General features: G+C 60.2%; 25 protein-coding genes and 2 pseudogenes. 23 read left to right on the forward strand and 4 right to left on the reverse strand.

What is annotated here, in order from left to right:
• Positions 1-2 precede the first annotated feature (2 nt).
• Together KBP52_RS09510 and KBP52_RS09515 are read left to right on the forward strand one after the other, a co-directional pair.
• Positions 3-1,166, forward strand: a complete 1,164-nt coding sequence (locus KBP52_RS09510; protein ID WP_012723202.1) for a prolyl oligopeptidase family serine peptidase — start codon at positions 3-5, stop codon at positions 1,164-1,166.
• Positions 1,167-1,184: 18 nt separating this feature from the next.
• Positions 1,185-2,318, forward strand: a complete 1,134-nt coding sequence (locus tag KBP52_RS09515) for an FAD-dependent oxidoreductase (RefSeq protein WP_012723201.1) — start codon at positions 1,185-1,187, stop codon at positions 2,316-2,318.
• Here the strand turns inward: KBP52_RS09515 and KBP52_RS09520 are convergent.
• Positions 2,315-2,974, reverse strand: coding sequence for an FCD domain-containing protein (locus tag KBP52_RS09520; protein ID WP_043205073.1), 660 nt, complete (start codon positions 2,972-2,974; stop codon positions 2,315-2,317). The genes KBP52_RS09515 and KBP52_RS09520 overlap by 4 nt on opposite strands.
• A 278-nt stretch (positions 2,975-3,252) precedes the next feature.
• On the opposite strand from KBP52_RS09520, the gene KBP52_RS09525 reads away from it, so the two are divergent.
• The 4 genes from KBP52_RS09525 to KBP52_RS09540 all read left to right on the forward strand — a co-directional run bounded on the left by KBP52_RS09525 (position 3,253) and on the right by KBP52_RS09540 (position 8,121).
• A complete protein-coding gene (locus KBP52_RS09525; protein ID WP_012723199.1) occupies positions 3,253-4,257 on the forward strand; it encodes an ornithine cyclodeaminase family protein in 1,005 nt (334 codons plus the stop codon).
• A gap of 11 nt (positions 4,258-4,268) precedes the next feature.
• Positions 4,269-5,279 (forward strand): dihydrodipicolinate synthase family protein, encoded by a 1,011-nt coding sequence (locus tag KBP52_RS09530; protein ID WP_043205071.1) that lies wholly within the window; start codon positions 4,269-4,271, stop codon positions 5,277-5,279.
• On the forward strand, positions 5,276-6,808 hold the full coding sequence (locus tag KBP52_RS09535; RefSeq protein WP_052308639.1) for an NAD-dependent succinate-semialdehyde dehydrogenase: 1,533 nt from the start codon (positions 5,276-5,278) through the stop codon (positions 6,806-6,808). Before KBP52_RS09530 ends, KBP52_RS09535 begins: the two co-directional genes overlap by 4 nt.
• A 797-nt stretch (positions 6,809-7,605) precedes the next feature.
• Positions 7,606-8,121 (forward strand): hypothetical protein, encoded by a 516-nt coding sequence (locus KBP52_RS09540; protein WP_148270903.1) that lies wholly within the window; start codon positions 7,606-7,608, stop codon positions 8,119-8,121.
• 7 nt (positions 8,122-8,128) lie between these two features.
• Here KBP52_RS09540 and KBP52_RS30505 read toward each other — a convergent pair.
• Positions 8,129-8,203, reverse strand: a pseudogene (locus KBP52_RS30505) (integrase); the annotation flags it as partial.
• Here KBP52_RS30505 and KBP52_RS09545 point away from each other — a divergent pair.
• The 11 genes and pseudogenes from KBP52_RS09545 to KBP52_RS09595 form a co-directional block, all read left to right on the forward strand.
• Positions 8,203-8,502 (forward strand): annotated as a pseudogene (locus KBP52_RS09545) (transposase); the annotation flags it as partial. The pseudogenes KBP52_RS30505 and KBP52_RS09545 overlap by 1 nt on opposite strands.
• A gap of 585 nt (positions 8,503-9,087) precedes the next feature.
• Complete coding sequence (locus KBP52_RS09550) at positions 9,088-9,423, forward strand: RAQPRD family integrative conjugative element protein (protein WP_012723195.1); 336 nt, start codon at positions 9,088-9,090, stop codon at positions 9,421-9,423.
• The gene (locus tag KBP52_RS09555) at positions 9,420-9,659 is read left to right on the forward strand and encodes a TIGR03758 family integrating conjugative element protein (protein WP_012723194.1); all 240 of its coding nucleotides are present in this window, start codon (positions 9,420-9,422) and stop codon (positions 9,657-9,659) included. The genes KBP52_RS09550 and KBP52_RS09555 overlap by 4 nt, the downstream gene beginning before the upstream one ends.
• Positions 9,660-9,676: 17 nt before the next feature.
• Positions 9,677-10,048, forward strand: coding sequence for a TIGR03745 family integrating conjugative element membrane protein (locus tag KBP52_RS09560; RefSeq protein WP_003174125.1), 372 nt, complete (start codon positions 9,677-9,679; stop codon positions 10,046-10,048).
• Positions 10,049-10,055: 7 nt separating this feature from the next.
• Positions 10,056-10,469 (forward strand): TIGR03750 family conjugal transfer protein, encoded by a 414-nt coding sequence (locus tag KBP52_RS09565; protein ID WP_012723193.1) that lies wholly within the window; start codon positions 10,056-10,058, stop codon positions 10,467-10,469.
• On the forward strand, positions 10,466-11,107 hold the full coding sequence (locus tag KBP52_RS09570) for a PFL_4703 family integrating conjugative element protein (protein ID WP_043205068.1): 642 nt from the start codon (positions 10,466-10,468) through the stop codon (positions 11,105-11,107). The genes KBP52_RS09565 and KBP52_RS09570 overlap by 4 nt, the downstream gene beginning before the upstream one ends.
• On the forward strand, positions 11,104-11,916 hold the full coding sequence (locus KBP52_RS09575) for a TIGR03749 family integrating conjugative element protein (RefSeq protein WP_012723191.1): 813 nt from the start codon (positions 11,104-11,106) through the stop codon (positions 11,914-11,916). The genes KBP52_RS09570 and KBP52_RS09575 overlap by 4 nt, the downstream gene beginning before the upstream one ends.
• The gene (locus tag KBP52_RS09580) at positions 11,906-13,423 is read left to right on the forward strand and encodes a TIGR03752 family integrating conjugative element protein (protein WP_012723190.1); all 1,518 of its coding nucleotides are present in this window, start codon (positions 11,906-11,908) and stop codon (positions 13,421-13,423) included. Before KBP52_RS09575 ends, KBP52_RS09580 begins: the two co-directional genes overlap by 11 nt.
• The gene (locus KBP52_RS09585; protein ID WP_012723189.1) at positions 13,386-13,802 is read left to right on the forward strand and encodes a TIGR03751 family conjugal transfer lipoprotein; all 417 of its coding nucleotides are present in this window, start codon (positions 13,386-13,388) and stop codon (positions 13,800-13,802) included. Before KBP52_RS09580 ends, KBP52_RS09585 begins: the two co-directional genes overlap by 38 nt.
• Entirely contained in the window at positions 13,802-16,552 is a 2,751-nt protein-coding gene (locus tag KBP52_RS09590; protein WP_212622648.1) for a conjugative transfer ATPase, read from the forward strand. The genes KBP52_RS09585 and KBP52_RS09590 overlap by 1 nt, the downstream gene beginning before the upstream one ends.
• Before the next feature lie 125 nt (positions 16,553-16,677).
• On the forward strand, positions 16,678-16,950 hold the full coding sequence (locus tag KBP52_RS09595; protein WP_122318592.1) for an HU family DNA-binding protein: 273 nt from the start codon (positions 16,678-16,680) through the stop codon (positions 16,948-16,950).
• Between the two features lie 129 nt (positions 16,951-17,079).
• On the opposite strand, the gene KBP52_RS09600 is transcribed toward KBP52_RS09595, so the two are convergent.
• Positions 17,080-17,349 carry a LasR-specific antiactivator QslA gene (locus KBP52_RS09600; RefSeq protein ID WP_122318591.1) on the reverse strand — a complete coding sequence of 90 codons (270 nt, stop codon included), beginning with the start codon at positions 17,347-17,349 and terminating at the stop codon, positions 17,080-17,082.
• A 169-nt stretch (positions 17,350-17,518) separates the two neighbouring features.
• Here KBP52_RS09600 and KBP52_RS09605 point away from each other — a divergent pair, with 169 nt between their 5' ends.
• From KBP52_RS09605 to KBP52_RS09625, 5 genes are all read left to right on the forward strand, one after another.
• Complete coding sequence (locus KBP52_RS09605; protein WP_122318590.1) at positions 17,519-17,773, forward strand: helix-turn-helix transcriptional regulator; 255 nt, start codon at positions 17,519-17,521, stop codon at positions 17,771-17,773.
• A 108-nt stretch (positions 17,774-17,881) separates the two neighbouring features.
• Complete coding sequence (locus tag KBP52_RS09610) at positions 17,882-18,838, forward strand: TIGR03756 family integrating conjugative element protein (protein WP_122318589.1); 957 nt, start codon at positions 17,882-17,884, stop codon at positions 18,836-18,838.
• The gene (locus tag KBP52_RS09615; protein ID WP_150760995.1) at positions 18,835-20,205 is read left to right on the forward strand and encodes an integrating conjugative element protein; all 1,371 of its coding nucleotides are present in this window, start codon (positions 18,835-18,837) and stop codon (positions 20,203-20,205) included. The genes KBP52_RS09610 and KBP52_RS09615 overlap by 4 nt, the downstream gene beginning before the upstream one ends.
• Before the next feature lie 3 nt (positions 20,206-20,208).
• Positions 20,209-20,517 (forward strand): hypothetical protein, encoded by a 309-nt coding sequence (locus tag KBP52_RS09620; RefSeq protein ID WP_150760994.1) that lies wholly within the window; start codon positions 20,209-20,211, stop codon positions 20,515-20,517.
• Positions 20,518-20,527: 10 nt separating this feature from the next.
• Entirely contained in the window at positions 20,528-22,066 is a 1,539-nt protein-coding gene (locus KBP52_RS09625) for a conjugal transfer protein TraG N-terminal domain-containing protein (RefSeq protein ID WP_150760993.1), read from the forward strand.
• Here KBP52_RS09625 and KBP52_RS09630 read toward each other — a convergent pair.
• A complete protein-coding gene (locus KBP52_RS09630; RefSeq protein ID WP_150760992.1) occupies positions 22,059-22,466 on the reverse strand; it encodes a DUF3742 family protein in 408 nt (135 codons plus the stop codon). The genes KBP52_RS09625 and KBP52_RS09630 overlap by 8 nt on opposite strands.
• 456 nt (positions 22,467-22,922) lie before the next feature.
• On the opposite strand from KBP52_RS09630, the gene KBP52_RS09635 reads away from it, so the two are divergent.
• Positions 22,923-23,285 carry a DUF3085 domain-containing protein gene (locus tag KBP52_RS09635; RefSeq protein WP_191632525.1) on the forward strand — a complete coding sequence of 121 codons (363 nt, stop codon included), beginning with the start codon at positions 22,923-22,925 and terminating at the stop codon, positions 23,283-23,285.
• Positions 23,286-23,697: the final 412 nt, after the last annotated feature.

A 23,697-nucleotide genomic window follows, 5' to 3' on the forward strand; every position in this document is an offset into this window, starting at 1 on the left:
CCATGTTTCAGTACTTCCCAACCAACTATGTGTGGAGCCTGTCAGCGATCATCGCCCTTACCCACGGCGGCAACATCGGCGAGGTGAACACCATGTGCGCGCCGCTGCGCGATGCCGCCCTGGCCGGCGACGATCCTGGCACCGAAGCTTTCTACGCTGCCTGGAAAAGCGGTGGCGACCGCCTGGTGGCCCTTGCCGACGACGACCTGGCGCGCAATCGGCGCCTTTCCGCAGGCGAGAAGCTGGGGCGTGCTGCCCTCTATTACAGCCTCGCAGAACGTATGCAGGCGCACGGCTTCAAGCACCGGCTGGCGCTCTACCAACATTCCCTAGTGCTGTTCGACCAGGCCCGACGCCTGAGCCGGGAAAACTGCGCACGGGTGCAAATCCCCTACGGCGAAGGTCACCTGAGCGCCCTATACGTGCGCGCCGGCGGCCTTGCTCCAGGGGCACGGGCGCCGATCGTGGTGATCATGAACGGCCTCGACAGCACCAAGGAGATGCTGCAGAAAAGCGTAATGGGCCGGCTTTTCGCCCAGCGCGGCCTGTCTGCGCTGTTCGTCGACCAGCCGGGTACCGGCGAAGCCTTGCGCTTGCATGGCCTACCGGCTCGTCACGACAGCGAGGCATGGGCCACTCCGGTAGTCGATTGGCTGCAGCAACATCCTGAGGTGGACCCGACGCGCATCGCTGCCCTCGGCGTCTCCCTGGGTGGCTATTACTGCCCACGGGCGGTGGCCTTCGAGCCACGATTCGCTTGTGCCGCGGTGTGGGGAGCGAACCACGACTGGCGCGCAGTGCAGGAGGCACGGCGGCGCCGCGAAGGCGAGAATCCGGTACCGCACTACTGGCAGCACGTGCAGTGGGTCTTTGGCGCCAGTAGTTTCGACGACTTCATGGCCAAGGCGCAGCACATGCATCTTGACGGGATCTTGGAACGCATCCGTGTGCCCTTCCTGGTCACCCACGGCGAGCAGGACCGGCAAATCCCCCTGCAGTACGCCCAGCGCACCTTTGACCAGCTGGTGAACAGCCCGGACCGCGAACTGGTGGTGTTCACCGAGCGCGAGGGCGGCGTCGAACACAACTCGCTGGACAACCCCAGCAACGCTGGCAACCTCATCGCCGACTGGCTGGCCGAACGGCTGGGCGGCGGCGTCGCCTGATTCATTTGGAGAAGCACCATGGCTCTTATTCAGAAAGCGCTGATCATCGGCGGCGGCGTGGGCGGCATGTGCGCCGCGATCCAACTGCGCAAGCTAGGCATTGCCGTCGAATTGGTCGAACTCAATCCCGCCTGGGCGCCGGATGGCGCTGGCATCACCATCAGTGGCCCCAGCCTACGAGCCTTGCGCGAGGTCGGCGTAGTGGACGAAGTCCTGCGCTTGGGCGGCTGGTGGCGCGCCATTGACCTGCGTGACGCCCAGGGCAACCTGCTGCGTACCGTGCCCATTGCGCCAGCGCTCGGCGCCGAGGACTTGCCCAGCGCGGCGGGTATCCAGCGGCCTGTGCTGGCGAAGATTCTCAGCGCCGCCACCCGCGCTGCCGGTGCCACTGTGCGCTTGGGGCTCAACTTTGAAAGCATCACCCAGGACTCCGATGGCGTCGACGTTCTATTCAGCGACGGCAGCGGTGGTCGCTACGACCTTGTAGTTGGCGCCGACGGCATCAACTCTGCCTTACGCCGCCTAGTATTCCCGGACTTCGCCGGCCCGGTGTTCACCGGCCAGGGTTGCTGGCGGGCAATCGTGCCCCGCCTGCACGAAAACTCCACCATGTACCTGAGCGATACGATCAAGGCGGGCATCAACCCCATCAGCGACGATCAGTGCTATCTCTACCTGCTGTACAAGCGCGACGGCCTGGATTTCATTCCGCCAACAGCCTGGCCGGAGATTTTCGCCGACCTGATGGTGCCTTTCACCGGTGAGCTGGCGGACATCCGCCGGGGGCTGCTCGACGGCAGCCTGCCAGACCCGCACCTGTTGTACCGCCCGCTGGCCGGGCACATGATTCCGGCGCCCTGGCACCGCGGTCGGTTGGTGCTGCTCGGCGACACGGTGCACGCGACCACTCCGCAGCTGGCCTCGGGCGCCGGCATCGCCATTGAGGGCGCTCTAATCCTGGCGGAGGAACTGGGTCGCCGCCATTCGCTGGAAGGCGCACTGACCGCTTACGCCGGCCGCCATTTCGACCGTGCAAACCTGGTGGTGCAGGCATCGGCCACCCTTGGCCACATCGAACTGAGTGGCGGCGGGCCACAGGCCCATGCCCAGGTCATGCATCAGACCCTCGAGCTGTTGCGCCGGCCGATCTAGCGTGGCGCGAACATCCGGGCACGTACCGACTGCAGATGGCTGCGCATTCGCTGCTCAGCCAGCAGCGGATCGTGCCCGGCGATGGCTTCGAGTATTGCCAGGTGCTCGCTATGGGTCTCTGACTTGGGTGCATCGGCCTGGCCAAACACGCTCTCGATCTTTGCATCCAGGCCAAGCTGCGCTTGCAGCCGCAGGCTGTCGTAGAGCATCAGCAACAAGGTGTTGTGAGTGGCTACGGCGATCGCCCGGTGCAGGGTCTCGTCCTGGCGCTTCCATTCCAGATAGCTGCCAGCGGCCGCCATGTCCACCAGGCTTTGGCGCATCGCCGCAAGGTCAGCAGGAGTGGCATGGATGGCCGCCTGCCCGGCCAACTGCGGCTCCAGCAGGATGCGGGCACCGATGATGTCGCTGATGCTGATGGCCGAAGCCCAGGCGTGGTCGTCCATCACCGCCTGACGGGAGCCGATGAAGGTGCCCTTGCCAACGTGTCGCCAGATCCGCCCCTGCTCCTCCAGGCGCCGTAAAAGAGTGCGCAACCGCCCCCGGGAAATACCCAGTTCCTCGCAAAGCTTGGGCTCCGGGGGCAGCCGTGTGTCGCCGCGGGCAGCCGCCTGTTCAATGTATTCGCTCAGCCGCAAGGCATCGTCGTCGCTCATTACGCCAGTTCTTTCCTGCATATCAAAGCCGCCATGGTAGGCCGTGCCAATAGCGCTTGCAAGGTGACAGACGCACTCTCCAGCACCTCAATAAATAATTAAGATCATTCAATTTATTAATTGACACATGTCAATTAGTCGATTTAGTTTGATTGGGCGGTGTAGTCCGCCGCTCCAGCAGTCCCCCCCAGCTTCGGAGGCTTCCCAATGCATCACAGCTTCAGCAGCACCCTCATACACTCGTGCCTGACTGGCACGCGGCCTACGGAGCGTCGGTCATGAGCGCGCCGCAGACCTCGCCGGTATTCGTTTCCAGCGCGGCCGTGCGTGAAGTGTTCAATTGGCCGGACGCCATCTCTGCCCTGCAGGCCGCCTATGCCCGGCCTCCAGTGCCAAGTGCCGTGCCGCCGCGCACCATCGCCAGCGCTGACCGGACCTGGTTGCGCACCCTTCCAGCCATCCCCCCAGGCGGGCGTTACTACGGTGCCAAGCTGATGGGCATGGCATTGGGCGCCGACCTGCCGGGCGTGGAGTACGTGATCGTGCTCTTCGATCGACAGACCAGCCGCATCGCCGCCTTCGTCGACGGCAACCTGGTCACTGGTCTGCGCACCGCCGCCGCCACCGCAGCAGCGCTGGACCGCCTGGCCCCAGCGGGGCCGGCCCGGCTGGCGGTGCTTGGCAGTGGCCTGGAAGCCGCCATGCATGTGCGTGCATTCGCCAGTGTCCGCCCGCTCAGCGAGGTTGTCGTCTTCAGCCCGACACCTGAACGCCGCGCAGCGTTTGCTGAAGCCGTCAGCCGAGATCTTGGGGTCAGTGCACGCCAGGTCGATTCCGCCCAGGCCGCCGTGGAGGGCTCCGAACTGGTTCTGGCGGCGGCCCGTTCGCGCGGCGAACAGCCGATCCTGAACGGCGAATGGCTAGCCGCTGGCGCACAGGTGTACTCCATCGGCTCGACCGTACCCGAGCAGCGCGAAGTGGATGTCTCGGTGATTGCCAGAAGCGATCTGATCATCGCCGACATGCTCGAGGAAGTGCTGGAACAAACCGGCGACATGATTGCCGCAAGCGCTGCCGGGATCGACGTGCGCGCCAAGGCGATCTCCCTCGGCGACCTGCTCAACGGCAATCACGCGCAGCGCATCCGCTCGGCTCAGTCGCTTCTTTACAAGTCTGTCGGCAGCGGCCTGCAGGATATTGTGGTGGCCGAACTGATCCTGGAAAAGGCGCTTCAGGCCGGTTTGGCCACCCCCCTGCCCATCAACTTCGAAACCAAACGCTAAAGGAGCCAATCATGGCCAGCTACAGCCGCAATGAAGCCCGTGAATGGGCCCGCGAACACCTCGTTGGCGTTGCCAACGTGACGATCCCCACCGTCACATCGGACTTCAAACACCTCAATGAAAAAGCCATTCGGCACGACATCCAGACCAGCATCGCCCACGGCTTCGTCGGCACCTTGAGCTGTTCCGAGGTCGCCATCACCATGGACGAGTACGAGCAGTTCGTGCGCATTGCCGTGGACGAGGCCGCGGGTCGCCTGTTCGTTGTCCACCACGCGGTGTTCAACACCCTGGAAGACAACATCGAAGCCGTGCGCCGGGCCGAGGCGGCCGGGGCCGAACTGGTGCTGCTGGGCTACCCGCCGTACTTCCACCCGCGTTCGCTGGAAGAGATCTACACCTACACCAAGGCGATGTGTGACGCCACCAAACTGGCCGTAATGCTCTTCCCTATCCCGACCTGGGGCTTCTCGCGACTGGACCCGAGTGACCTGCCAGTGTCGTTACTGCGGAGGTTGATCGACGACTGCCCCAATGTGGCTGCGATCAAGGCCGAGGGCGGTGCGCCAAACATTATGGCCGCCATCGAAGTTCACCGCGCCTTCCACAAGGAAGTGGTTATCTCCTCGCCCATGGAACACGAATATATCCCACTGGCACAGCTGATCCCGATTCCGTTCTGTGGCACCAACTTCTCGGCCTACTACGGCCCCGTGCTGCCGCAAGTCCACCGCCTGATCCAAGAGGGCCGCTTCGACGAAGCGACAGCGATCTTCCACCGCATCGACCCGGCGCGTAAAGCGTTCGCCAGTGTTCCCCAGGCTGGCGGCGGGCTGATCAACCGCGCGCTGTGGAAATACGAGTCCTGGCTGCAGGGCTACAACGGCGGCCCTCTGCGTCACCCCACCGGCCGGGTCTACGCCCGCGACATGGCGGCCCTGCGACGCGGGCAGGAAGCCGCTGGCCTCAACCCTACCGCCGACCCGGACGCTGACTTCTTCGTCGGCCGCAATCCGGCATGACCCTCCCTTTTTCAACCAAGGAGATATCTGGCGTGACAACCTTACAAAACCTACCCCTGCGTGACCCCAGCCTGTTGCGCGAATCAATGCTGATAGACGGCGCCTGGGTCCAGGCCGACAGTGGCAAAACCCTGGAGGTGCGTAACCCGGCCAACGGCCAACTGCTGGCCCTCGTCCCCGACGCCGGGGCGGCCGAGACCGAGCGCGCCATTGCCGCCGCCGAACGTGCCCAGCGCCGCTGGCGCGAGGAGTTGCCCGCCGAGCGGGCAAGGATCCTGCTGCGGCTTCATCATCTGCTGCTGGACAACATTGACGACCTGGCGCTGATCCTGACCTCCGAGCAGGGCAAGCCGCTGACCGAAGCCTACGGCGAGTTGAAGTATGCCGCCGGCTTCATCGAATGGTTCGCTGAAGAGGCGAAGCGTGCATACGGTGACCTGATTCCGCCGAACGTCCCGGGGCGGCTCATCCTGGTGCAGAAGGTGCCCATCGGTGTGTTCGCTGCCATCACGCCGTGGAATTTCCCAGCGGCGATGATCACCCGCAAGGCGGCACCAGGCTGGGCCGCCGGCTGCGCCGGCGTGATCAAGCCGGCCCGTCAAACGCCGCTGTCGGCGCTTGCGCTGGGGGTGCTGGCCGAGCGCGCAGGATTGCCGGCGGGGCTCTGCAACATCGTCACCGGCGCTGCCCAGCCAATTGGCCAGGCCTTGACTGACAGCCCGGTGGTACGCAAGCTGTCCTTCACCGGCTCAACCGAGATCGGCGCTCGCCTGTTGGCCCAGTGCGCTCCCACCATCAAGAAGACCAGCATGGAACTGGGCGGCAATGCGCCTTTCATCGTCTTCGACGATGCCGACCTTGAAGCTGCGGTGAGCGGCGCCATGGCAGCCAAGTACCGCAATACCGGGCAAGCCTGCATTGCCGCCAACCGCTTCCTCGTTCAAGCTGGAATCTACGAAACCTTCGCCGCCCGCCTGGCCGAGCGCTCGGCTGCCTTGGTGGTGGGCCACGGCGTCGAGCCCGGAGTCGCCCAGGGGCCGTTGATCGACGACCAGGCGGTTGCCAAGGTCGAAGAGCACATCGCCGATGCCTGTGCGAGAGGCGCCCGTATACTCACGGGCGGGCAACGCCATGCACTGGGCGGCAACTTCTTCGAGCCGACGGTGCTGGCTGACGTCCCTCTGGAGGCCAAGATCTTCGCCGAGGAAACATTCGGCCCGGTAGCGCCGCTGTTCCGCTTCGAAGACGAAGCCGAGGCCATTGCCCTGGCCAATCACACGCCGTTCGGCCTCGCGGCCTATGTCTATACCCGCGACCTCGGGCGGGCGTTCCGGGTAGTGGAAGCGCTGGAAACGGGCATGGTCGGCGTCAACGAAGGGCTGATCTCCACCGAAGTCGCGCCTTTTGGCGGCGTCAAGACATCGGGGCTTGGCCGCGAGGGCTCGCGCTACGGGCTGGATGAGTACCTGGAGCTCAAGTACGTGGCGCTAGGGGGCCTGAGTGCCCCGGAAGTTTCGCAAAAGTCATAGCATGGACTCACCGCCATTACGACCGGTGCTTGGATAAACAGCCTAAAAGGCTGCTTTGCCAAGCGCTCGGCCGTCGTCCCCTCAAGCGAAAACGGCCAGAAAACCCATCAGTCGCGCGTGCGACCATCCAGCCCCAACGGCGTTTCAAACTGAATCCCGAGCAGTACACCCGCCGAAATACCATCATGGCTGTCACAACCAAAATGCGGCGCATTCAACTGTTCGAACTCCATACATTATTAATACACGGGCTTACCACAGTACCATTCGAGACCAGGAAGATTGCATCAAGGTCCAGAGAAATTTAATTACGCGGCGTGCCATGTGAACTGCCAACCTACGCATAGGCGCCCTCTAGAAACTTTTGTTCATGATTGGTCAGCCTTACCTAATGCGCCGACAACGCATAGCAGTCAAAGGGGCGGCTCCGCCAAGGGGCTGAAAGTATCAACCCTGTACTGACCTGAGATTGGAGCGTGGTTTCATCATCAAGTATTCGGTAGCCAGCAGCGTAACCTGCCAATGCTGTCGGGTGCTGTTCGCCGTGACGCGAGCCACCGTCTTCACGCTACAATCTTTTTTTAGTCCACGCATAGACCCCATTCAGTCCTTTATTCGTACGCGACTCACGGAAATACAATCGGACGTCGTCGACGCCCCCTATGTCGGGCACGAGCAAACTAGTTCTGTTCAATGGCCAAATCGCAAACGTAGAACATTCCCTTAAATTTGAATCCGCCTTTCTGAACTGAACCATTGTCTCGGGGCACTAGGTGCAGATAAATCAGCTCCTCCGTTTGAGTATTGGCCTCAATTCGGCCATTTTTCAGTGCCCAGCCCTATATACCCATCTGCGTTGGCTCGACCTGATCAGCAATCATCTCTTTAGTGAGTTGAGCTGGCTGGCGGTTGTGGTTATTTTGATGAAGAATCCCATGTACAACGATCTTCGTAAATTCGTATATGGACTCCTCCTCGTTACAAACCTCCTTTGCTTTGGCGCCCGTGCCGACTGCACATATTCGGCCTCTTACTACGGCATCGTTTTGATGCAGGGCCATGATGGGCTATTCGCGCGTCGGCTCCCAATCGCTTTTACGTGCTTTACGCACCTGGACATTAAGGGTTTTGCCGACGCCGGTTCGACCGGTTTGCCATTGCTCGAGTTGCTTCGCAATCGAGGTGTGTGGGGCTTCTCCCGGATGAATGGGTCAGGCCGCTGCCCGATCCAGTTGGTAATCAGTGCCGTTGTGCAGCATCGCCCAAGCCATGCGTGCAGTTTTGTTGGCCAATGGTTGTCACCCATGCTTTGACTATTCAAGCGTATTGCCTGGTGGATAGATGGTCTGAGTTGTGCAACCGGGTCGGAAACAAGAAGTCCTCGCTGCGTAGCCTGTCCGACGAAATCCAAGTGCTGCCCGAACACTGCGTTTCGCAGGCTCGCTCGCAGCGGCCATGAAGCCGCTCGTGATGTGGCTCGGCGCATCGCAGCGACGGCGCAATACGTGCGCTCTCGCCACGAACGTAAAAAGGTCGAAATGTTGTTTGCCCACCTCAAGCGCATCCTGAAACTTAATCGCTTGCAACTACGTGGCATGAGTGGCGCGACTGATGAATTCTCCCTGGCCGCTGCGGCACAGAACCTGCGACGGCTGGCCAAATTTACATCTCAATGGCCACCGGTCACGGGATAGGTGCGTCTGCACCAAGCAAAAAACCTCAAACCAACCCAATAACAGAGCAGCAAAGGTCAACGAAGAGCCGAGAAACCACTCAACGTGGTGAGTAGTTTCTCCAGTGGTTGGCGTGCCTGAGCTCAGGCGAGCTGAAAATCCGAGTTTTTCAACAGAATCGGCCGATTTCTGCCTATCGCGACCGGCGGAAAACGATCGAGGTAGTGTGAAAACGTTCTAAGGGCAAGTTTGACAGTCAGGACTGGAACGAAAGTCGCGTTCCCACGAAAATTTTAGGTCTGCGGATTAACCAGACGCTGGCAGATTTCACGTAGCAACGCAGACTACAAACCGGTGTATGCGTTTTCACACAGCCTGAGCCACGCGATCATCATCTTTCGTTACCCGTTCGACGAAGCTCATTGAGAAGAGTGGAGTCGCCCAAAATCCCCAACCATTTTTCACCAAAGGCTGAAGGGCCACATAGCTGCAAGTAAACATCTCCAGCGCTCCCCCAGAAAAAGCGATCCACCGTCACTCGCTTTTCTTACTGAACAACCCCTCTATTAGCTCAATTCTGACCCCATATTCACATGGGGCAGAATCATGCCGACTACCGCCTTTCGCTGCTGGTTACTGCTCTCACTGGCCATCGTCCATAGCAGCGTCTACGCCGCCTCCGCTCAAGAACAGGATCAGCTCAGTCTGATCCTGCAGCAACTCGACACGATCGAACACCTTGCCACGCGTGCCGAGGAAGCCAGCACATCTGCCCCCAACGAACGTTATCGCTTCGACTACCCCCGCCTGGCTCAGGATCTCCAGCGCATCCGCCAAGGGATACAGGGGTACCTGTCCCCCTCCCGCGCTCAACCCCGCGATACCGATGAACTAGCGGGCGATTACCGCGTTGACGCTCCGCACGCGGAGCCCTCGCCATGAGCATGACTGACGCCCAAACCTCAGCGTTCCAAAACGCATCCGGTTTCTCACCGCAGAGCAGTTCGACGCTCTGGCTATCCCTGGTGCTCGTTCTGGCGTTGCTTTGGTGCGCCTGGGTGATGTGGACGGCTTACCGGGGATGGGCGACAGGCAGTGTGCGCTTCGGCGCGTTTGGCGGCAGCGCCGCGCGCGTGCTGCTCGCATTGTTGGTCCTGATGTTCTTCACCCTGTCCTAACCCAGGAGATCGCCGTCATGCTCAAGTGCCTTGTCCCCCTGAAAAACAACCTGCGTGATCGTGCCAGTCAGCGCCTGATCGGTCTGCTGTTGGTACTCGGTCCAAGCCTGGCTTTTGCCGAACTCCCGACCATGGAAGCTCCTTCACGTGGTGAAGGTTCCGGATTGATCGAGACGATCAAAAACTACGCCTACGACGGCGGTATCCTGCTCGGCTTACTGATCGCCCTGCTCGCTTTTTTGGGCGTGGCGTGGCATTCCCTGACCGTGTATGCCGACGTGCAGAACCAGCGCAAGACCTGGAAAGACCTCGGCGCGGTGGTTGGCATCGGCGCCCTGCTGGTGGTGATCATCATCTGGTTCCTGACCAAGGCCGCCGCGATTTTGTGAGGTTGGCATGAACGACACTATCGAACGTCTTGCCGACGGCACCTTGGTCTTTCTGCCGGAGCGACTCAACCGTGATCCCGCCGTGTTGCGCGGCTTGACCAATGATGAGATGTGGGTAGCGCTCGGCACCGGCGCCGTCATTGGTCTGCTGTCAGGCGTTCCTCTGGCGATCACCACTGCCTCCATTGCAGTGGCGCCGACCGGCATGATCGCGGGCATGACGGTGGTGCTATCGGCCGGTGGCACGCTACTGCGGCGGGCCAAACGAGCCCGCCCCGAGACCTGGCTGTACCGCAAGCTCGAATGGGTACTGGCCAGCCGTTGGCGCCTGGGGCGCGGCAGTCTGATCGTCCACTCCGGCGCCTGGACGGTTCGCCGTTCGCGTCGACTGCGTCCTGCCCTGTCCCGGTGGCAGCCATGAGCCGATTTCGGAACAAGGTGGATGCCCAACAGGCCCATATCTTCAGTCTGCGCCTGGCGGTAATGATCCTGACCCTGCTCTGTGCCGGACTCTGGTACGGCTGGCGCTCGGCACCGACCGATCTGACCGTGCATGTCCCCCCGGATCTGCGCTCGGGCAGCACGCGCAAGTGGTGGGATATCCCCTCAGAGAATGTCTATGCCTTTGCCCTGTACATCTTCGGTCAGCTCAACCGTTGGCCCTCGGATGGCGAGCAGGATTATCGCCGCGCTATCTATAGTTTGCAGTCCTACCTGACACCCGCCTGCAAGGCCTTCCTCGACGGCGACTACGAGTACCGCAAGGCCGCCGGCGAACTGCGCCAGCGGGTGCGTGGCGTCTACGAAATTCTGGGTCGAGGTTACAGTGAGGATCCGGAACTCAGGGTCAAGCAACTCGACCGCGACAGCTGGCTGGTCAAGCTCGACCTCAATGCCGATGAATATTACGCCGCCGAACCGGTGAAACGGGTGGTGGTGCGTTATCCATTACGCGTGGTGCGTTTTGATCTGGACCCCGAACGCAACAAGTGGGGCCTGGCACTGGACTGTTATCAGGGCACGCCGCAAAAAATCTCCCTGCCTGGAGGTGAGTCATGACGCGGATGTCTACTCTGGGGCTCACCATCGCACTGATGCTATGGGGAGCTGCAGCGCAGGCCGTCGAGTTGATGCGTTGGGAACGCCTCCCCCTCGCGGTCCCGCTGGTGATCAATCAGGAGCGGGTGGTCTTTGTCGATGAGGATGTTCGAGTCGGCGTGCCCTCAACCCTGACGGACAAGCTGCGCGTGCAGTCCACCGGCGGCACGCTGTACCTGCGCGCGTCGGAAGCCATTGCCCCGACTCGCCTGCAACTGCAATCGGTCGCGACGGGCGAGATTATCCTGCTGGATATCGCGGCCACTCCTGGTGATCAACCACTGGAGCCCGTGCGTATTCTCAAGAATGTTCCGGTGCAAGCTACCGAGACTGAATCGAGTACCGTACCTGTTCCAGAACGTACACCGATCCCGGTCGCTTTGACGCGCTATGCCGCACAGAGCCTGTACGCGCCGCTGCGCACCGTAGAATCCCTACCCGGCGTACGCCGCGTACCGCTCAAGCTGCGCACCGAACTGCCGACCCTGTTGCCGACCGAAAACGTTTCCAGCACACCTATCGCCGCCTGGCGACTCGGTGATTATTGGGTGACGGCAGTGAAGTTGCGCAATCGTGGTTCAGGGACTGTGCAACTCGATCCGCGTCAGATTCAGGCCACCCTGTTCGCCGCGGCCTTCCAGCATGCGTTCCTCGGGCCTGTCGGCAGCGCTGAAGACACCACGCTCGCCTACCTCGTCACTCGCGGTGCCGGCCTCGAGAAAGCCGTGCTGCTGCCGCCCGTTGCGCGAGGGGCTGACGATGAAAGCTAACGCCCTGCTCAAATGGCTGGTACCGGCTGCGCTGCTGGCCGTGGTGCTGATCATCCTGAAAACCTGGGTCCCGGGTGGCAGCACGCCTTCTCCAGAGCACCCAGTTGATCAGGGCAATCTTCAATTATCCGCCGAGCAAGCCAAGTCGCTCGGCATTGCTGGCGATACCCCACGCGATACGGTCGCCACCTTGGTCGGCCAAGTGAAGGCCATGCGCAGCGACATGCTCGGTTTGAAGAAGCACAACGATTCGTTGTTGACGGAAAACAACCGCCTGCGCGAGCGGGAAAACAGTGTCGATTCGCGTATCCAGACGGCGCTTGGCAGCGTGACCCAGCAGGTCGACGAAGGTCGCCGACAAGCCAACGAGGCCCGGCTCAAAGCGGAACAAGACAGTCGTCAGGCTCGCGGTCTGCTGACGCAATTGCAGGGCCAGTTGTCGGGGCTGACCGGCAAAGGCAAGGATATGCCAATAGGATTGGGGCTTGAGCCGGGCGACGGGGCTCAGTTCGACGGGCAGCATTCTGCCAATGATGCGCTGCAGTGGATTGAGCCCTCGGATGCTCCGCCCACCAACGCCCGAGGCAAAACCAAGATCTCTTCCGCACTGAGTCTGCCTACCGCCTTCAACTCACTGGAAGGCTTGAACGATAACGCGAATGATCGCAGCCAGAAGCCGCTAGGTGCGGTCACCAACAATAAGCGCGACCTGGCGCAATCCGTCGATCGTGCCGAAGGCGCGAGACCGGTCTACACCATTCCCGAAAACGCGACATTGATGGGCTCGGTCGCCATGACTGCGCTGATCGGCCGAGTCCCGGTGGACGGCACCGTGAATGATCCCTATCCCTTCAAGGTACTGGTTGGTCCGGAGAACCTGACTGCCAACGGCATCGACCTGCCAGACGTCGCGGGTGCCGTGATGAGCGGCACAGCGTCCGGTGACTGGACGCTGTCCTGCGTACGCGGACAGGTCGAGTCAATTACCTTTGTGTTTACCGATGGCACCATCCGCACGGTGCCTCAGCCGAAGGCGGTAGCCAGCCGCACTGCCTCCACCACCCAGAGCTCGAACACCGACAAGATCCGTGGCGGGCTCGGTTACCTGTCCGATCCGTATGGCATTCCTTGCATCGCTGGCGGGCGCCGCTCGAACGCCCAGCAATACCTCGGCAGCCAGAGCCTGATCACTGCCGCCGGTGCCGGTGTCGCCGCCCTGCTCGGGAATGAGCGGAACAACAGCAGCGTGATCAACGCAGGCGGCACTACGCTCGGGGTCACCAGCAGCACGGGCAACAATGCACTGAGTTCGATCCTCAGTGGCGGGGTCAGTGATGTCCGCGAGTGGGTGAACAAACTGTATGGCGAAGCCTTTGCTGCCGTGTACGTACCACCTGCAGCGCAGGTCGCACTGCACCTCGACCATGAGATCACCATCGACTACGAGCCCAAGGGCCGGAGCGTTCGCCATGAAAAAGACCATGCTTCTCTGCCTGACCTGGATTAGCTTGTTGTGCTGGGTCCTGACGGGGTGTTCCACCGACAAAGACACGCTGCTGCCCCATGGCGAGCAAACCATGCTGGATATCTGGAACGGCGCCGGTTCGCAAGGCACTCAGCAGCAACTGCTGGAGGCTCGGCAGCAGTTGCGCCGCCCTTTGGCTCAAGCAGATTTCTCCGTTGCTCTCCAGGAACCGTACACTCGCACAGCAGTGAACGAGATCCGCAACCTGTTCCCTCGCTTGCCCAATCCCGATCTAGTGCTGTACGTGTATCCGCATTTGAGTGGTACCGAGCAGGCACCAGTTCCGGGTTACTCGACAGTCTTTCCGTTTTACCAACGGGTGCAGTACGCATTGCCGGGTGAACGTCAGGAAGACTTGTAGTGCGTGCCGGCGATTCGGGTAACCACGCTCCCGCGTGGAAAGACTGGCGCAACCCATTGCGCCCGCGCGCGACCTTGGCCGATGAAGCTGCACTCTACGCGCACAACCCCAGCTTCACCGATCACCTGCCTTGGGTCGAGTACCTCGACACCGAGCAGTGTTTTCTGCTCGATGACAATCGCTCGGTGGGTGCGGTGTTCGAGTTGCTGCCCATCGGCACCGAAGGGCGCGAACCCGATTGGTTGATGGCGGCCCGCGATGCACTCGAGGATGCCCTGCAGGATAGCTTTGACGAGCGGGATCAAGCGCCTTGGGTGGCGCAGTTTTTCTGCCAGGATGACAACGACTTCTCCCCCTACCTCAATCGGCTCACTGGCTATATTCAGGACAGCGCGCGAGGCACCGTCTTCACCGAGGCGTATTTGCAACTCAGCCGCCGTCATCTGAAGGCCATCGCCAAGCCGGGTGGGCTGTTTGAGGACAAGGTGGTGACGCGCCTGCCCTGGCGTGGCAACAACCGCCGGGTGCGCCTGGTGGTTTATCGCTGGCTCGGGTCTGGCGATGAGGAGACGGGACTCAGCCCGGTGCAATCCCTGCAACAGGCTTGCGAACGTATCGGTGCTTCGTTGCAGGCGTGCGGGGTTCAATCGACACGAGTCGATGGCCGAGGCCTATATGCCTGGTTAGTGCCCTGGTTCAATCCGGCCCCCACGCTCACCGATGAAGCACCCGAGGATTTCTACCGCCGCGTAGTCTATCCGGAGCCAGGCGATGGCGAGTCGCTGGAACTGCCCTTCGATCACGACTTTGCCGAGCGGCTGTTCTTCAACGAACCGCGCTCGGATGTGCAATGCGGACTCTGGTTTTTCGACGATCAGCCCCACCGGGTGATGGTGGTGGACAAACTGCGGCGGGCACCCTTGATTGGCCAACTCACCGGCGAAACCCATAAGGGCGATGCGGTGAACGCACTGTTCGACCAGTTACCCGAAGGTACGGTGATGAGTCTGACCTTGGTGGTCAAACCGCAGGATATACTTGAGGAGCAGTTGAACCGCCTGGCCCGCAAGGCCATCGGTGAAAACCTGGCCTCGACCCAGACCCGTCAGGATGTCGAAGAGGCTCGCGCGATCATCGGCCGCCAGCACAAGCTGTACCGGGGCACCCTGGCATTTTACGTGCGCGGTCACGATGAGCAGCAATTGCACCAGCGCTCGGTCAGCCTGGCCAACGCGCTGCTGGGTACGGGGCTGCAACCGGTACGCGAAGGCGATGAAGTCGCCGCCTGCAACAGTTACCTGCGTTGGCTACCGATGGCTTACAACCCGGCCCGCGACACGCGCAACTGGTACACGCGGCTGATGTTCGCCCAGCACCTGGCGAACCTGGTTCCGGTGTGGGGCCGCAGCACCGGCACCGGCCACCCGGGCATCACCCTGTTCAACCGCGGCGGTTCGCCGTTGAGCTTTGATCCGTTGTCACGCCTGGACCGAGCCATGAACGGCCATCTGCTGTTACTCGGTCCCACCGGCGCCGGCAAGTCGGCCACCTTGGTCACCCTGCTGATGCAGGTCATGGCGGTGTATCGCCCTCGCCTGTTTATCGTCGAGGCCGGCAACTCCTTCGGTTTGCAGGGCGACTACTTCGCGACACAGGGCCTGTCGGTCAACAAGGTCCAATTAAAACCGGGTGCCTCGGTCAGCCTCGCGCTCTTTGCCGATGCCTGGCGCCTGGTCGAGCAGCCGGATCAGGTAGCGAGTCTGTCGATCGATGAGCTGGACGATGAGGCGGTAGCCAGTCGCGAAGACCAGCGCGATGTGCTTGGCGAATTGGAAATCACCGCCCGGTTGATGATCACCGGCGGCGAGGCCAAGGAAGAGGCGCGCCTGAGTCGAGCGGATCGCAGCCTGATCCGCGAGTGCATTCTCGATGCGGCGCAGACCTGCGTCACCGCGGGCCGTCAGGTGCTGACCCGCGACGTGCGCGACGCCTTGCTGCGCGTCGCCGCCGACCAATATCTGCCCGAGAAGCGTCGTGAGCGCGCCCAGGAAATGGGTGAGTCCATCGACCTGTTTTGCCAGGGATTCGAGGGTGAACTGTTCGATCGCGAGGGCACGCCTTGGCCCGAGAGCGATGTGACCATTGTCGATCTGGCCACTTACGCTCGCGAAGGCTATGAGGCACAGATGTCCATTAGCTACATCAGCCTGATGAACACCGTGAACAACCTCGCCGAGCGCGACCAATACCTGGGCCGACCGATCCTCATGGTCACCGACGAGGGCCATATCATCACCAAAAACCCACTGCTGGCGCCCTTCGTGGTCAAGGGGACGAAGATGTGGCGCAAGCTCGGCGCTTGGTTCTGGCTAGCGACGCAAAACCTTGCCGACTTTCCCACTGCTGCGCAGACCATGCTCAACATGATCGAATGGTGGATTTGTTTGAACATGCCGCCCGCGGAAATCGAAGAAATCGCACGCTTCAAGAAACTCACGCCGGCACAGAAAGCCTTGTTGCTCTCCGCCAGCAAGGAACCGGGCAAATTCACCGAGGGGGTCGTGCTGTCGAAAAAACTCGAAACGCTGTTTCGAGCCGTACCACCCAGCCTCTATCTCGCCTTGGCCATGACGGAGCCCGAGGAAAAAGCTGACCGCTGGAGGTTGATGCTGGAGAACGGTTGCTCGGAGTTGGAAGCGGCTTTCCAGATAGCTGCGCGCATTGACCAAGCCCGTGGAATCGGGGCATAGCTACCCGATTTTAAGCCCAAATAGCGTTACATCCGTAGAAGGCTGGAGAGCGGTTTTGTAGTGGATATCGAAGAATTATCTGAGTAGATTACTCGTCAACACCCAGCCAGCGGAAGGAGTCACACATGAATAAAAACGATCTGATCGAGGCCATAGCGAGCTCCGCTGACCTCCCGAAGTCCACTGCCGGGCGCGCACTGGAAGCCCTCACAACTATCATATCCACTTCGTTGCAAAGCGGTGAGAACGTCACCTTGGTTGGTTTTGGCACCTTCGCGGTAAAAGCACGTGCGGCACGCGACGGCCGTAACCCTCAGACTGGGGCCACCATCAAGATCGCAACGGCCAAGACGCCCAGCTTCAAGGCCGGTAAATCGCTGAAAGATGCGGTGAACTAGACGCTGGTAGCGATGACCCAATACCAACTCTCCGAGCACTGGTATTGGGGCGTGAGCAGCCGAAACGCTTGCTGAACATCGGGAGCCGTTCAAGCCATGTGTATGAACGCGTCTTAAACGTCGTTTTTCTCAGCTTTGATTGGGCTGGGGGGCACTGCTCAGCCGCTGCTGAATCCTCAACAGGAATCCAGCTTCAAAAGCATCTTGGCAGTCACCGACTGGAAAGGTCTTGCGGGTTTGCGCCAACGCCCACCACAGTGGAATCTCGCCGGGCGTATCAAGCCAAGCCTGAGCGCATTGCACGCCACGTTCGATCATCGGGGCAAACTCGCTGCCCCAAGGTGTCAAAAGACTTGGACAACCATCCGCAGCGGGAATTGAAAGGTAGTTTTCGTTCATACGCACCCTGGATTTCTGATTTATTGTTAGACGCTGGGCCCAGCTTCGAAAATCTTAACGAAACCAAATGAACGCTCGATAACAGGCATGAGCATCAAATGGCCTAGATCAATGTCAATGTAGACTATATCCCGTGGATTGAGAGTCCCTCAAGGCGCAATTTGCGCGCATGACTCAAGACTACGAACAGCTTCGTCTGCATCTGTCGGAAAACATCCGCTGGATGAGACGCGTGAAAAACCTGACCCAAGAGCAACTTGCGCTCATGGCCGAGGTGGATCGCACCTACGTCAGTCAGATCGAACGATGCACGGGCAATCCGTCGCTGTTGGTCCTGTGCAAACTCGCCAATATTCTCGAAATCACCACGGATCAGCTACTTACGGAACCCGATATGTTGCGCAGCTTCCTTCACGTCAAATAATAGTCTCACGCCTCACAAAATCGATACACCCAACTTCATTTTATCTACTGACAGTCTCCCGCCCGAAACCGAACCTGACCTGGCTATTTACCTAATTGAGCCTGGATCATGCCTGCTGCCTGCTCTTCAATCACGCCCCCAAAGCTTCGGCCCTTGGCGCTGAGCATCCTGCTGGCGTGCGGCCCAAGCATGGCGCTGGATACCAGCAGCATCACCGCCTCTGTTCTTTCGCCAAATTGCCTCGCCTACAGGGTCGCCGGTATTTGTTTCTGGCTGCTCTGCACGCCCTTCGGCTGCACAGTCAAAACGTCGACCAAGGTGCGTCATTTCATTCCTGAACTGGTGGTCTCGAGCTACGCCACCACTGGCAACAACCCCTGGATCGAAATGGCCACCCTCTCTTCTCCCATCAGCGGTGCGGAAGGTGGCGGCAACCTGATCACGCCGAACACCCACCGTGACAACCTGCCCCGTTTCAAGAACGTCGATGGCATTGGCCACCCCGGTGGCTGGGCCGCCACGCAACTGGCTTCGCAAGCCGGCTATGCCTGCGCCAGCGGTGCGACTGCGTTCATGCCCTACTACCTGAGCACCCTGGATTCACTGGCCTGGCGCCATGGCATCCCAGAAAGTTTCTACCCCGAGTCGCTCATGCCGGGGATCCGTGAAATCGGTCGTCAAGCTTCGGGAAACATGTGGGGCAGCGTCTATCCCCGTCAGGGCTTTCTGGTACAGCCTGACGACTTCAAGGCGGCCGCAGTCATGGCGCAACGGACCGGCGATGTAATCACCCGTAACGGGCAACCGCATGTGTATGTACCGCTCACGCCCGCCAAACGCGACGGCTACTGGCCGCCTGGCCCGATCATTGAAAACGACGCTTCGACTCACAAATGGCAATTGCTCTCCCCCCAGGTTCAGCCGACGTGCGCCATCTTCCCCAGCGGTCCAATCCAGAGCGCGGATGGCGGCTATGCCTGGTCGCTGTGGCGTCCCTATAGCTGCTGCAAACGCGAAGGACAGACCTTCCTGTTCAGCATCGATTTCGAAGGCGGTGCTTCATGAGTCAGCTTCGCGCGCGACCCTCCTTGGGCGTGATGAGTCTGTTGCTCTGCATGGCCACGCATGCCCCCGCCACCGAGGGCGATTACCGCCTGGGTACTCAAGGCGAAGTGCTCGACGACCGGGTGATGTACACCCTCGGTGGCGGCTCGGCAGTCGGCTCACCGAGTTCGTTCTACCGACCCAGCGGTCTCAGTGTCGGTGGGTCCTGGCGAGCGAACATGATGTGCGGCAACATGAGCCTCACCAATACCCTGCAAAACCAGCTGAACGGTGCCACCGAAGGTTTCCAGCAGATCATGGGCAGCGTCGTACAAAACGCGACCCAAGCGGTGATGTCGCTGCCGGCGTTGATCATCCAGCGCGCCAACCCCGGTCTCTATGAGCTACTGAGTAACGGGGTGATGCAGGGCCGCATCGACTTCGATCGTTCCAAGCTGACCTGTCAAGCCATGGCCGAGAAGATGGCCGACAAGGTCGGTCAAGCCGGCTGGGGTGCGCTGGCCAAAAACCAGGAGATGCAGAGCAATCTGGAGCACACCGGCGGTGATGCAGTGGCCGCGGTGAAAAACACCGAGACCCATAACGGCAACAACGGGGTGTCCTGGGTCGGCGGTTCGAAGGCAGGAGGTAACGGACAGACGCCCATTCGGGTGACCGCCGACGTGGTCCGCGCAGGCTATAACCTGCTGCATAACCGGACGGTGGATGACAGTGCCTCGATCAGTAGCAGTGATTGCCTGGGAGGGGCTATTTGTCAGACCTGGGCTTCGCCCCAAGAGGAGTCCGACTGGGCCGTTCGGGTGTTGGGCGAGAGCGAAGTCGCGACCTGCGACACCTGTGAAACCCTGCGTGCTACCGCTGGCAGCGGATTGACGCCGCTGATCCAGGAGGCCTACAGCGAACGCCTCAAGGCCTTGCAAGGGTTGCTGTCCGGCTCGCTGCCGCCTACCCCTGACAACCTGGCGAAAGCTTCCAGCCCGATGCTGCCGGTGACCCGTGGCGTGGTTGAAGCCCTGCGCGACGATCCCGATCAGGAACTCTTGGCGCGGCGCCTGGCCAGTGAGGCGGCCCTGTCCAGCGTGCTCGACAAGGCACTGCTGCTACTGCGCACGTTGCTGGCGGGCAGTCACGAACCGAACATCGCTTCCGCCGAGCCGGCCCAGACCGCCTTGACGAAAAACATCGACGCCCTGGAGCGTGAAATACGCCTGCTACAAACCGAGCTGCAGGTCCGGCAGATGCTCGCCACCAATACCGCCAGCTTGGTGCTCGACCGGCATGCCGGTGGTGCCGATGCTTCGCATACCGTCGAGCAAGGCGACCCCGAGCCCGGTCGACTCAATGACGCTGACGCCAGGCACAAGTGAGCCATGAAACGCTCACGGCTGTTCACTTTGCTTTCGAGTCTGGTGATTGCCGCGGTGATGATCCTGAGCGCCGCACTGGTCGCCTGGATCGGCCGCACTGCGCTGGGTAGTGTCGAGGCCTGGCAGCAGGCATTCGAATCCGCACGACCTTATCTGCGATGGTGGCGCGCCCTGCTCTACGGCGCCCTCTTTGCGCTGTGGGTGGATCTGCTTCGGCGCTACCGCCATCGACCACCGGATCGGCTGCGCGTGAAACGCCTCGGAGCATTAGGGCTCGTGCTCTTGACCGTCGTCGAACTCATCCGACTGTGAGGTCACCACCATGCTCATGAGCACCAACAGTTACCTGGAATTTTACCTCTCTCTACTGGCCTGGATCATCAACAACGGCCTCTGGAGTGTCCTGTCCGACACCGGACTGTTCGCCGCGCCCTTTGGTGCAATCATCTTGCAAGAATGGCTGTCGGCCCGTCAGCAAGGCGCAGATGAAGGCAACAAGGGACTATTGTCGGTACCGCGGATCGAGAACCGGTTGTGGCTGGCCTACATCGTCGTATTGTTCGGCTGCGCGCCGGTCTTTCCGTTGAGCCTCACGTCAATGGCGTTCGATGATGCGGCGAGTCAGCGCTGCGGTGTGAGTGTGGCCAAGCCGGCGGAAACCGCCTGGGGGACGACCTTCAATACTATCGGCGAACGCTCCGCCAACGTACCGATCTGGTGGTTTCTGGTGCATGCCTTGAGCAAAGGTGTGACCGCAGCGGCCACCGCCTCCATCCCTTGCGCACCGGATATCCGGCAGATGCGCATGGAGATCGACAGTTCGCGCATCGATAGCCAGGTACTGCTGCAGGAAGTCGCCGACTTCACCCGCGACTGCTATGGCTATTCCCGTTCTCGGCTATTCACCAACCGTCCGCAGTTGGACAAGGCACAAAGTCATGACGCCTCCTGGATCGGCTCAAGCTATTTTCTCGACACGCCCGGCTACTACGATACGGATCGTTCACGCACACCACGAGTCAGCTGGCCATATGACGAAAGCCGCGATGTTTCCTTGCCGCGGCTGGAGAATGGCGCGGGCTATCCCACCTGCAAGCAGTGGTGGAGCGATAGCGGTGTCGGGTTGCGTGAGCGCTTGATCGAGCAGGTCGATCCTTCGCTGCTGACTCAGCTGAAAGGTTGGTTGACTGGTCGTTCGAGCAACGAGATCGAGGATGCCACCCTGCGTGAGCTGGTCAGCCCGCGCCAGCAATCGATGTCCATGTCGCCCGGACAGGTGTACCAGGACTATGGCTCCAGTGCCCGCGGCGGGTCGATCAATCAGGGGCTCAATAACCTGACCACCAATACCGGGCTGGCACTGGGTTCCTTCAGCAACTTCCCGGCGATGAATGCGCTACGCGCGGCTCTGCCGATGGTGCAGGCTTTCCTGATCATGGGCGTCATCATCAGCTTACCGTTGATCTTGCTGGTCAGTACCTACCAATTGAAGACCGTCATGACGGTGACGTTCGCGCTGTTCACGCTGCACATGCTGACCTTCTGGTGGGAGTTGGCCCGCTGGGTCGACTCCAGTATGCTCGATACCCTATACAATCAGGTTTCGGCTTCCAATCAGGTGCTGTTGTCGCTGCCAACATCCGGGTTTATGGAGGGGACGGTCACGGCACAGGTGATCGAGTACGTGATGGGGGCAATGTTCTTGGTGCTGCCTGGACTGTTTTTGGTCGCCATGAGCTGGGCTGGCTACTCAATCGGCAACAGCCTTGAGGGGATGCTAGGTGGTGCAAGCAAAGCCGCGCATGGTGCAGCGGGTAAAGGAACAGATCAGTTGATGGGTGCTACGAAGAAGGTTATCTGACGTCATCAGATGATTTGAAATGACCTATGTAGTGGCCATTGTCATCGTAGTTGCCAAGATAGGAGTTAGCCCCAAGGTAGTCAGGACCTGGATTGTCATCTTCAAGATCCGTCTCAATGACCGCCTTGGACTGCAGAAGGGCAATCACAGCGATCACCACAACAACAGAAGCGACCAGCCAGAAGCCGATAAAGAGCAGCCCTCCGATCATTGCCAGTTTGGCAATCAAAAAACTCCCGCGAACAAGAAATTTACCTGCGGGCATACCTGCGGTCTCCACATGCTCAACCACACGGGATTCAAACGTTTTCAGTTTACGGTAACCACGCTTCACCGACAGACCACAGGCATACGCCCAGCGGTGGGCACGTGAACTCTGAACAGGTTGCTGAATCGGCATGGTCTCGCCCTCTTCTGAGCGTTTTCATGGTTGAGACAAGAGTAATAGCCTACTACTGAAAACGGTCCGTGCCTGACCGCTTATCAGTTTCCCCGGCTGAAAAATCTTCATTGGAAGCCAGAAGACAAGCTCCGTGAAACAACGTTTCTACAGTGATTGCCCCAGATAAATCGACCGGTTAAATACAAGGTACGGATCGCTGTTATCGACAGCTCCTGCCCAGGTAGCCAGAGTCTTCAAGGCTACGTCACTTCGGTGGTGGCTCTCCCCAAGTGCGATGAGCGTTCGGTGGCTCGCACGATGACCGTTGCTACGGTGATGAACGCCTACTACTCTCCTGAGCGCCGTTCGAGCGCTGCTCGCCAGGCAAACCTTCTTGTTTTCGTCAACCCGCCGCGGGGAAATTTTTCCCGCACGGGGACAGGTTTCTCCGCACTGTCAACGGAGATATCAATCATGCTGCAATTTGCTGGCGTTGAACTACGGGCCGTCTTGTCCGAAGCCCTAGCAAACGATTGTCGAATCATTCTGGTCAAGGATCATGGGGTGTACCTCATGTCCGAAGTCGGCGAGACAACTCCCAACGGCAGTCGCAAGGTCCTTGTTTATGCGATTGGCTGCAACCCGGACCTCGATGAGTTCGAGCAATGGTGGAACGTCGCCATCAGCGAATTAGGAGGAGACGACTTTAGCGAGTACTTGGACGTCAATGATGACCTGCTGACCGAGCTATTGGAGACAGGTGATGACTTGATCATTCACGCGACCGACACGCACCTTTACTTGGAAGTATTGAAACCAAAAACGGGCATTCGATAACGACCAGCAATCTTGCCACAACATACTGAATGCTGATCAAGGCAGTTACCTGTGTCATATCCTGATCGATGTCCTGACGGGAAATCCGTTTATAGCCCCTCCAACGAGGGGCTTTTTATTCTTGCAGATATACGCGCATTTTCGCATTCAGGCTGACCAGCACATATCGGTCAAACACGGTCAGGAGCGATCGCAGGACAGCCTCTTCAGGGGCGCGGTGGTGTCAGCTCAACGCAAGCCTGCACTTGACCGTTCATCAATTAATTGGGCCAAAATTATCGCTCTGGAAGCCAGCAGACAAGACCATTGGAATGGTATCGCCGATGTGATTGACCCGCACAAATTGCTCGGTTAAATACAAGGTACGGATCGCTGTTATCGACAGCACTTTCCCAGGTAGCCAGAACCTTCA

Source organism: Pseudomonas sp. SCA2728.1_7, assembly GCF_018138145.1.
Taxonomy (GTDB): Bacteria; Pseudomonadota; Gammaproteobacteria; order Pseudomonadales; family Pseudomonadaceae; genus Aquipseudomonas; species Aquipseudomonas koreensis_A.

What these genes read in the sequence shown, in the direction of transcription:
- KBP52_RS09580 (WP_012723190.1), top strand. Translation starts at nt 11,906, where the DNA reads ATGAAAGCTAACGCCCTGCTCAAATGGCTGGTACCGGCTGCGCTGCTG.
- KBP52_RS09625 (WP_150760993.1), top strand. Translation starts at nt 20,528, where the DNA reads ATGCTCATGAGCACCAACAGTTACCTGGAATTTTACCTCTCTCTACTG.
- KBP52_RS09615 (WP_150760995.1), top strand. Translation starts at nt 18,835, where the DNA reads ATGAGTCAGCTTCGCGCGCGACCCTCCTTGGGCGTGATGAGTCTGTTG.
- KBP52_RS09550 (WP_012723195.1), top strand. Translation starts at nt 9,088, where the DNA reads ATGCCGACTACCGCCTTTCGCTGCTGGTTACTGCTCTCACTGGCCATC.
- KBP52_RS09630 (WP_150760992.1), bottom strand. Translation starts at nt 22,466, where the DNA reads ATGCCGATTCAGCAACCTGTTCAGAGTTCACGTGCCCACCGCTGGGCG.
- KBP52_RS09525 (WP_012723199.1), top strand. Translation starts at nt 3,253, where the DNA reads ATGAGCGCGCCGCAGACCTCGCCGGTATTCGTTTCCAGCGCGGCCGTG.
- KBP52_RS09575 (WP_012723191.1), top strand. Translation starts at nt 11,104, where the DNA reads ATGACGCGGATGTCTACTCTGGGGCTCACCATCGCACTGATGCTATGG.
- KBP52_RS09635 (WP_191632525.1), top strand. Translation starts at nt 22,923, where the DNA reads ATGCTGCAATTTGCTGGCGTTGAACTACGGGCCGTCTTGTCCGAAGCC.
- KBP52_RS09595 (WP_122318592.1), top strand. Translation starts at nt 16,678, where the DNA reads ATGAATAAAAACGATCTGATCGAGGCCATAGCGAGCTCCGCTGACCTC.
- KBP52_RS09535 (WP_052308639.1), top strand. Translation starts at nt 5,276, where the DNA reads ATGACCCTCCCTTTTTCAACCAAGGAGATATCTGGCGTGACAACCTTA.
- KBP52_RS09600 (WP_122318591.1), bottom strand. Translation starts at nt 17,349, where the DNA reads ATGAACGAAAACTACCTTTCAATTCCCGCTGCGGATGGTTGTCCAAGT.
- KBP52_RS09515 (WP_012723201.1), top strand. Translation starts at nt 1,185, where the DNA reads ATGGCTCTTATTCAGAAAGCGCTGATCATCGGCGGCGGCGTGGGCGGC.
- KBP52_RS09570 (WP_043205068.1), top strand. Translation starts at nt 10,466, where the DNA reads ATGAGCCGATTTCGGAACAAGGTGGATGCCCAACAGGCCCATATCTTC.
- KBP52_RS09560 (WP_003174125.1), top strand. Translation starts at nt 9,677, where the DNA reads ATGCTCAAGTGCCTTGTCCCCCTGAAAAACAACCTGCGTGATCGTGCC.
- KBP52_RS09605 (WP_122318590.1), top strand. Translation starts at nt 17,519, where the DNA reads ATGACTCAAGACTACGAACAGCTTCGTCTGCATCTGTCGGAAAACATC.
- KBP52_RS09520 (WP_043205073.1), bottom strand. Translation starts at nt 2,974, where the DNA reads ATGAGCGACGACGATGCCTTGCGGCTGAGCGAATACATTGAACAGGCG.
- KBP52_RS09565 (WP_012723193.1), top strand. Translation starts at nt 10,056, where the DNA reads ATGAACGACACTATCGAACGTCTTGCCGACGGCACCTTGGTCTTTCTG.
- KBP52_RS09530 (WP_043205071.1), top strand. Translation starts at nt 4,269, where the DNA reads ATGGCCAGCTACAGCCGCAATGAAGCCCGTGAATGGGCCCGCGAACAC.
- KBP52_RS09610 (WP_122318589.1), top strand. Translation starts at nt 17,882, where the DNA reads ATGCCTGCTGCCTGCTCTTCAATCACGCCCCCAAAGCTTCGGCCCTTG.
- KBP52_RS09585 (WP_012723189.1), top strand. Translation starts at nt 13,386, where the DNA reads ATGAAAAAGACCATGCTTCTCTGCCTGACCTGGATTAGCTTGTTGTGC.
- KBP52_RS09510 (WP_012723202.1), top strand. Translation starts at nt 3, where the DNA reads ATGTTTCAGTACTTCCCAACCAACTATGTGTGGAGCCTGTCAGCGATC.
- KBP52_RS09620 (WP_150760994.1), top strand. Translation starts at nt 20,209, where the DNA reads ATGAAACGCTCACGGCTGTTCACTTTGCTTTCGAGTCTGGTGATTGCC.
- KBP52_RS09555 (WP_012723194.1), top strand. Translation starts at nt 9,420, where the DNA reads ATGAGCATGACTGACGCCCAAACCTCAGCGTTCCAAAACGCATCCGGT.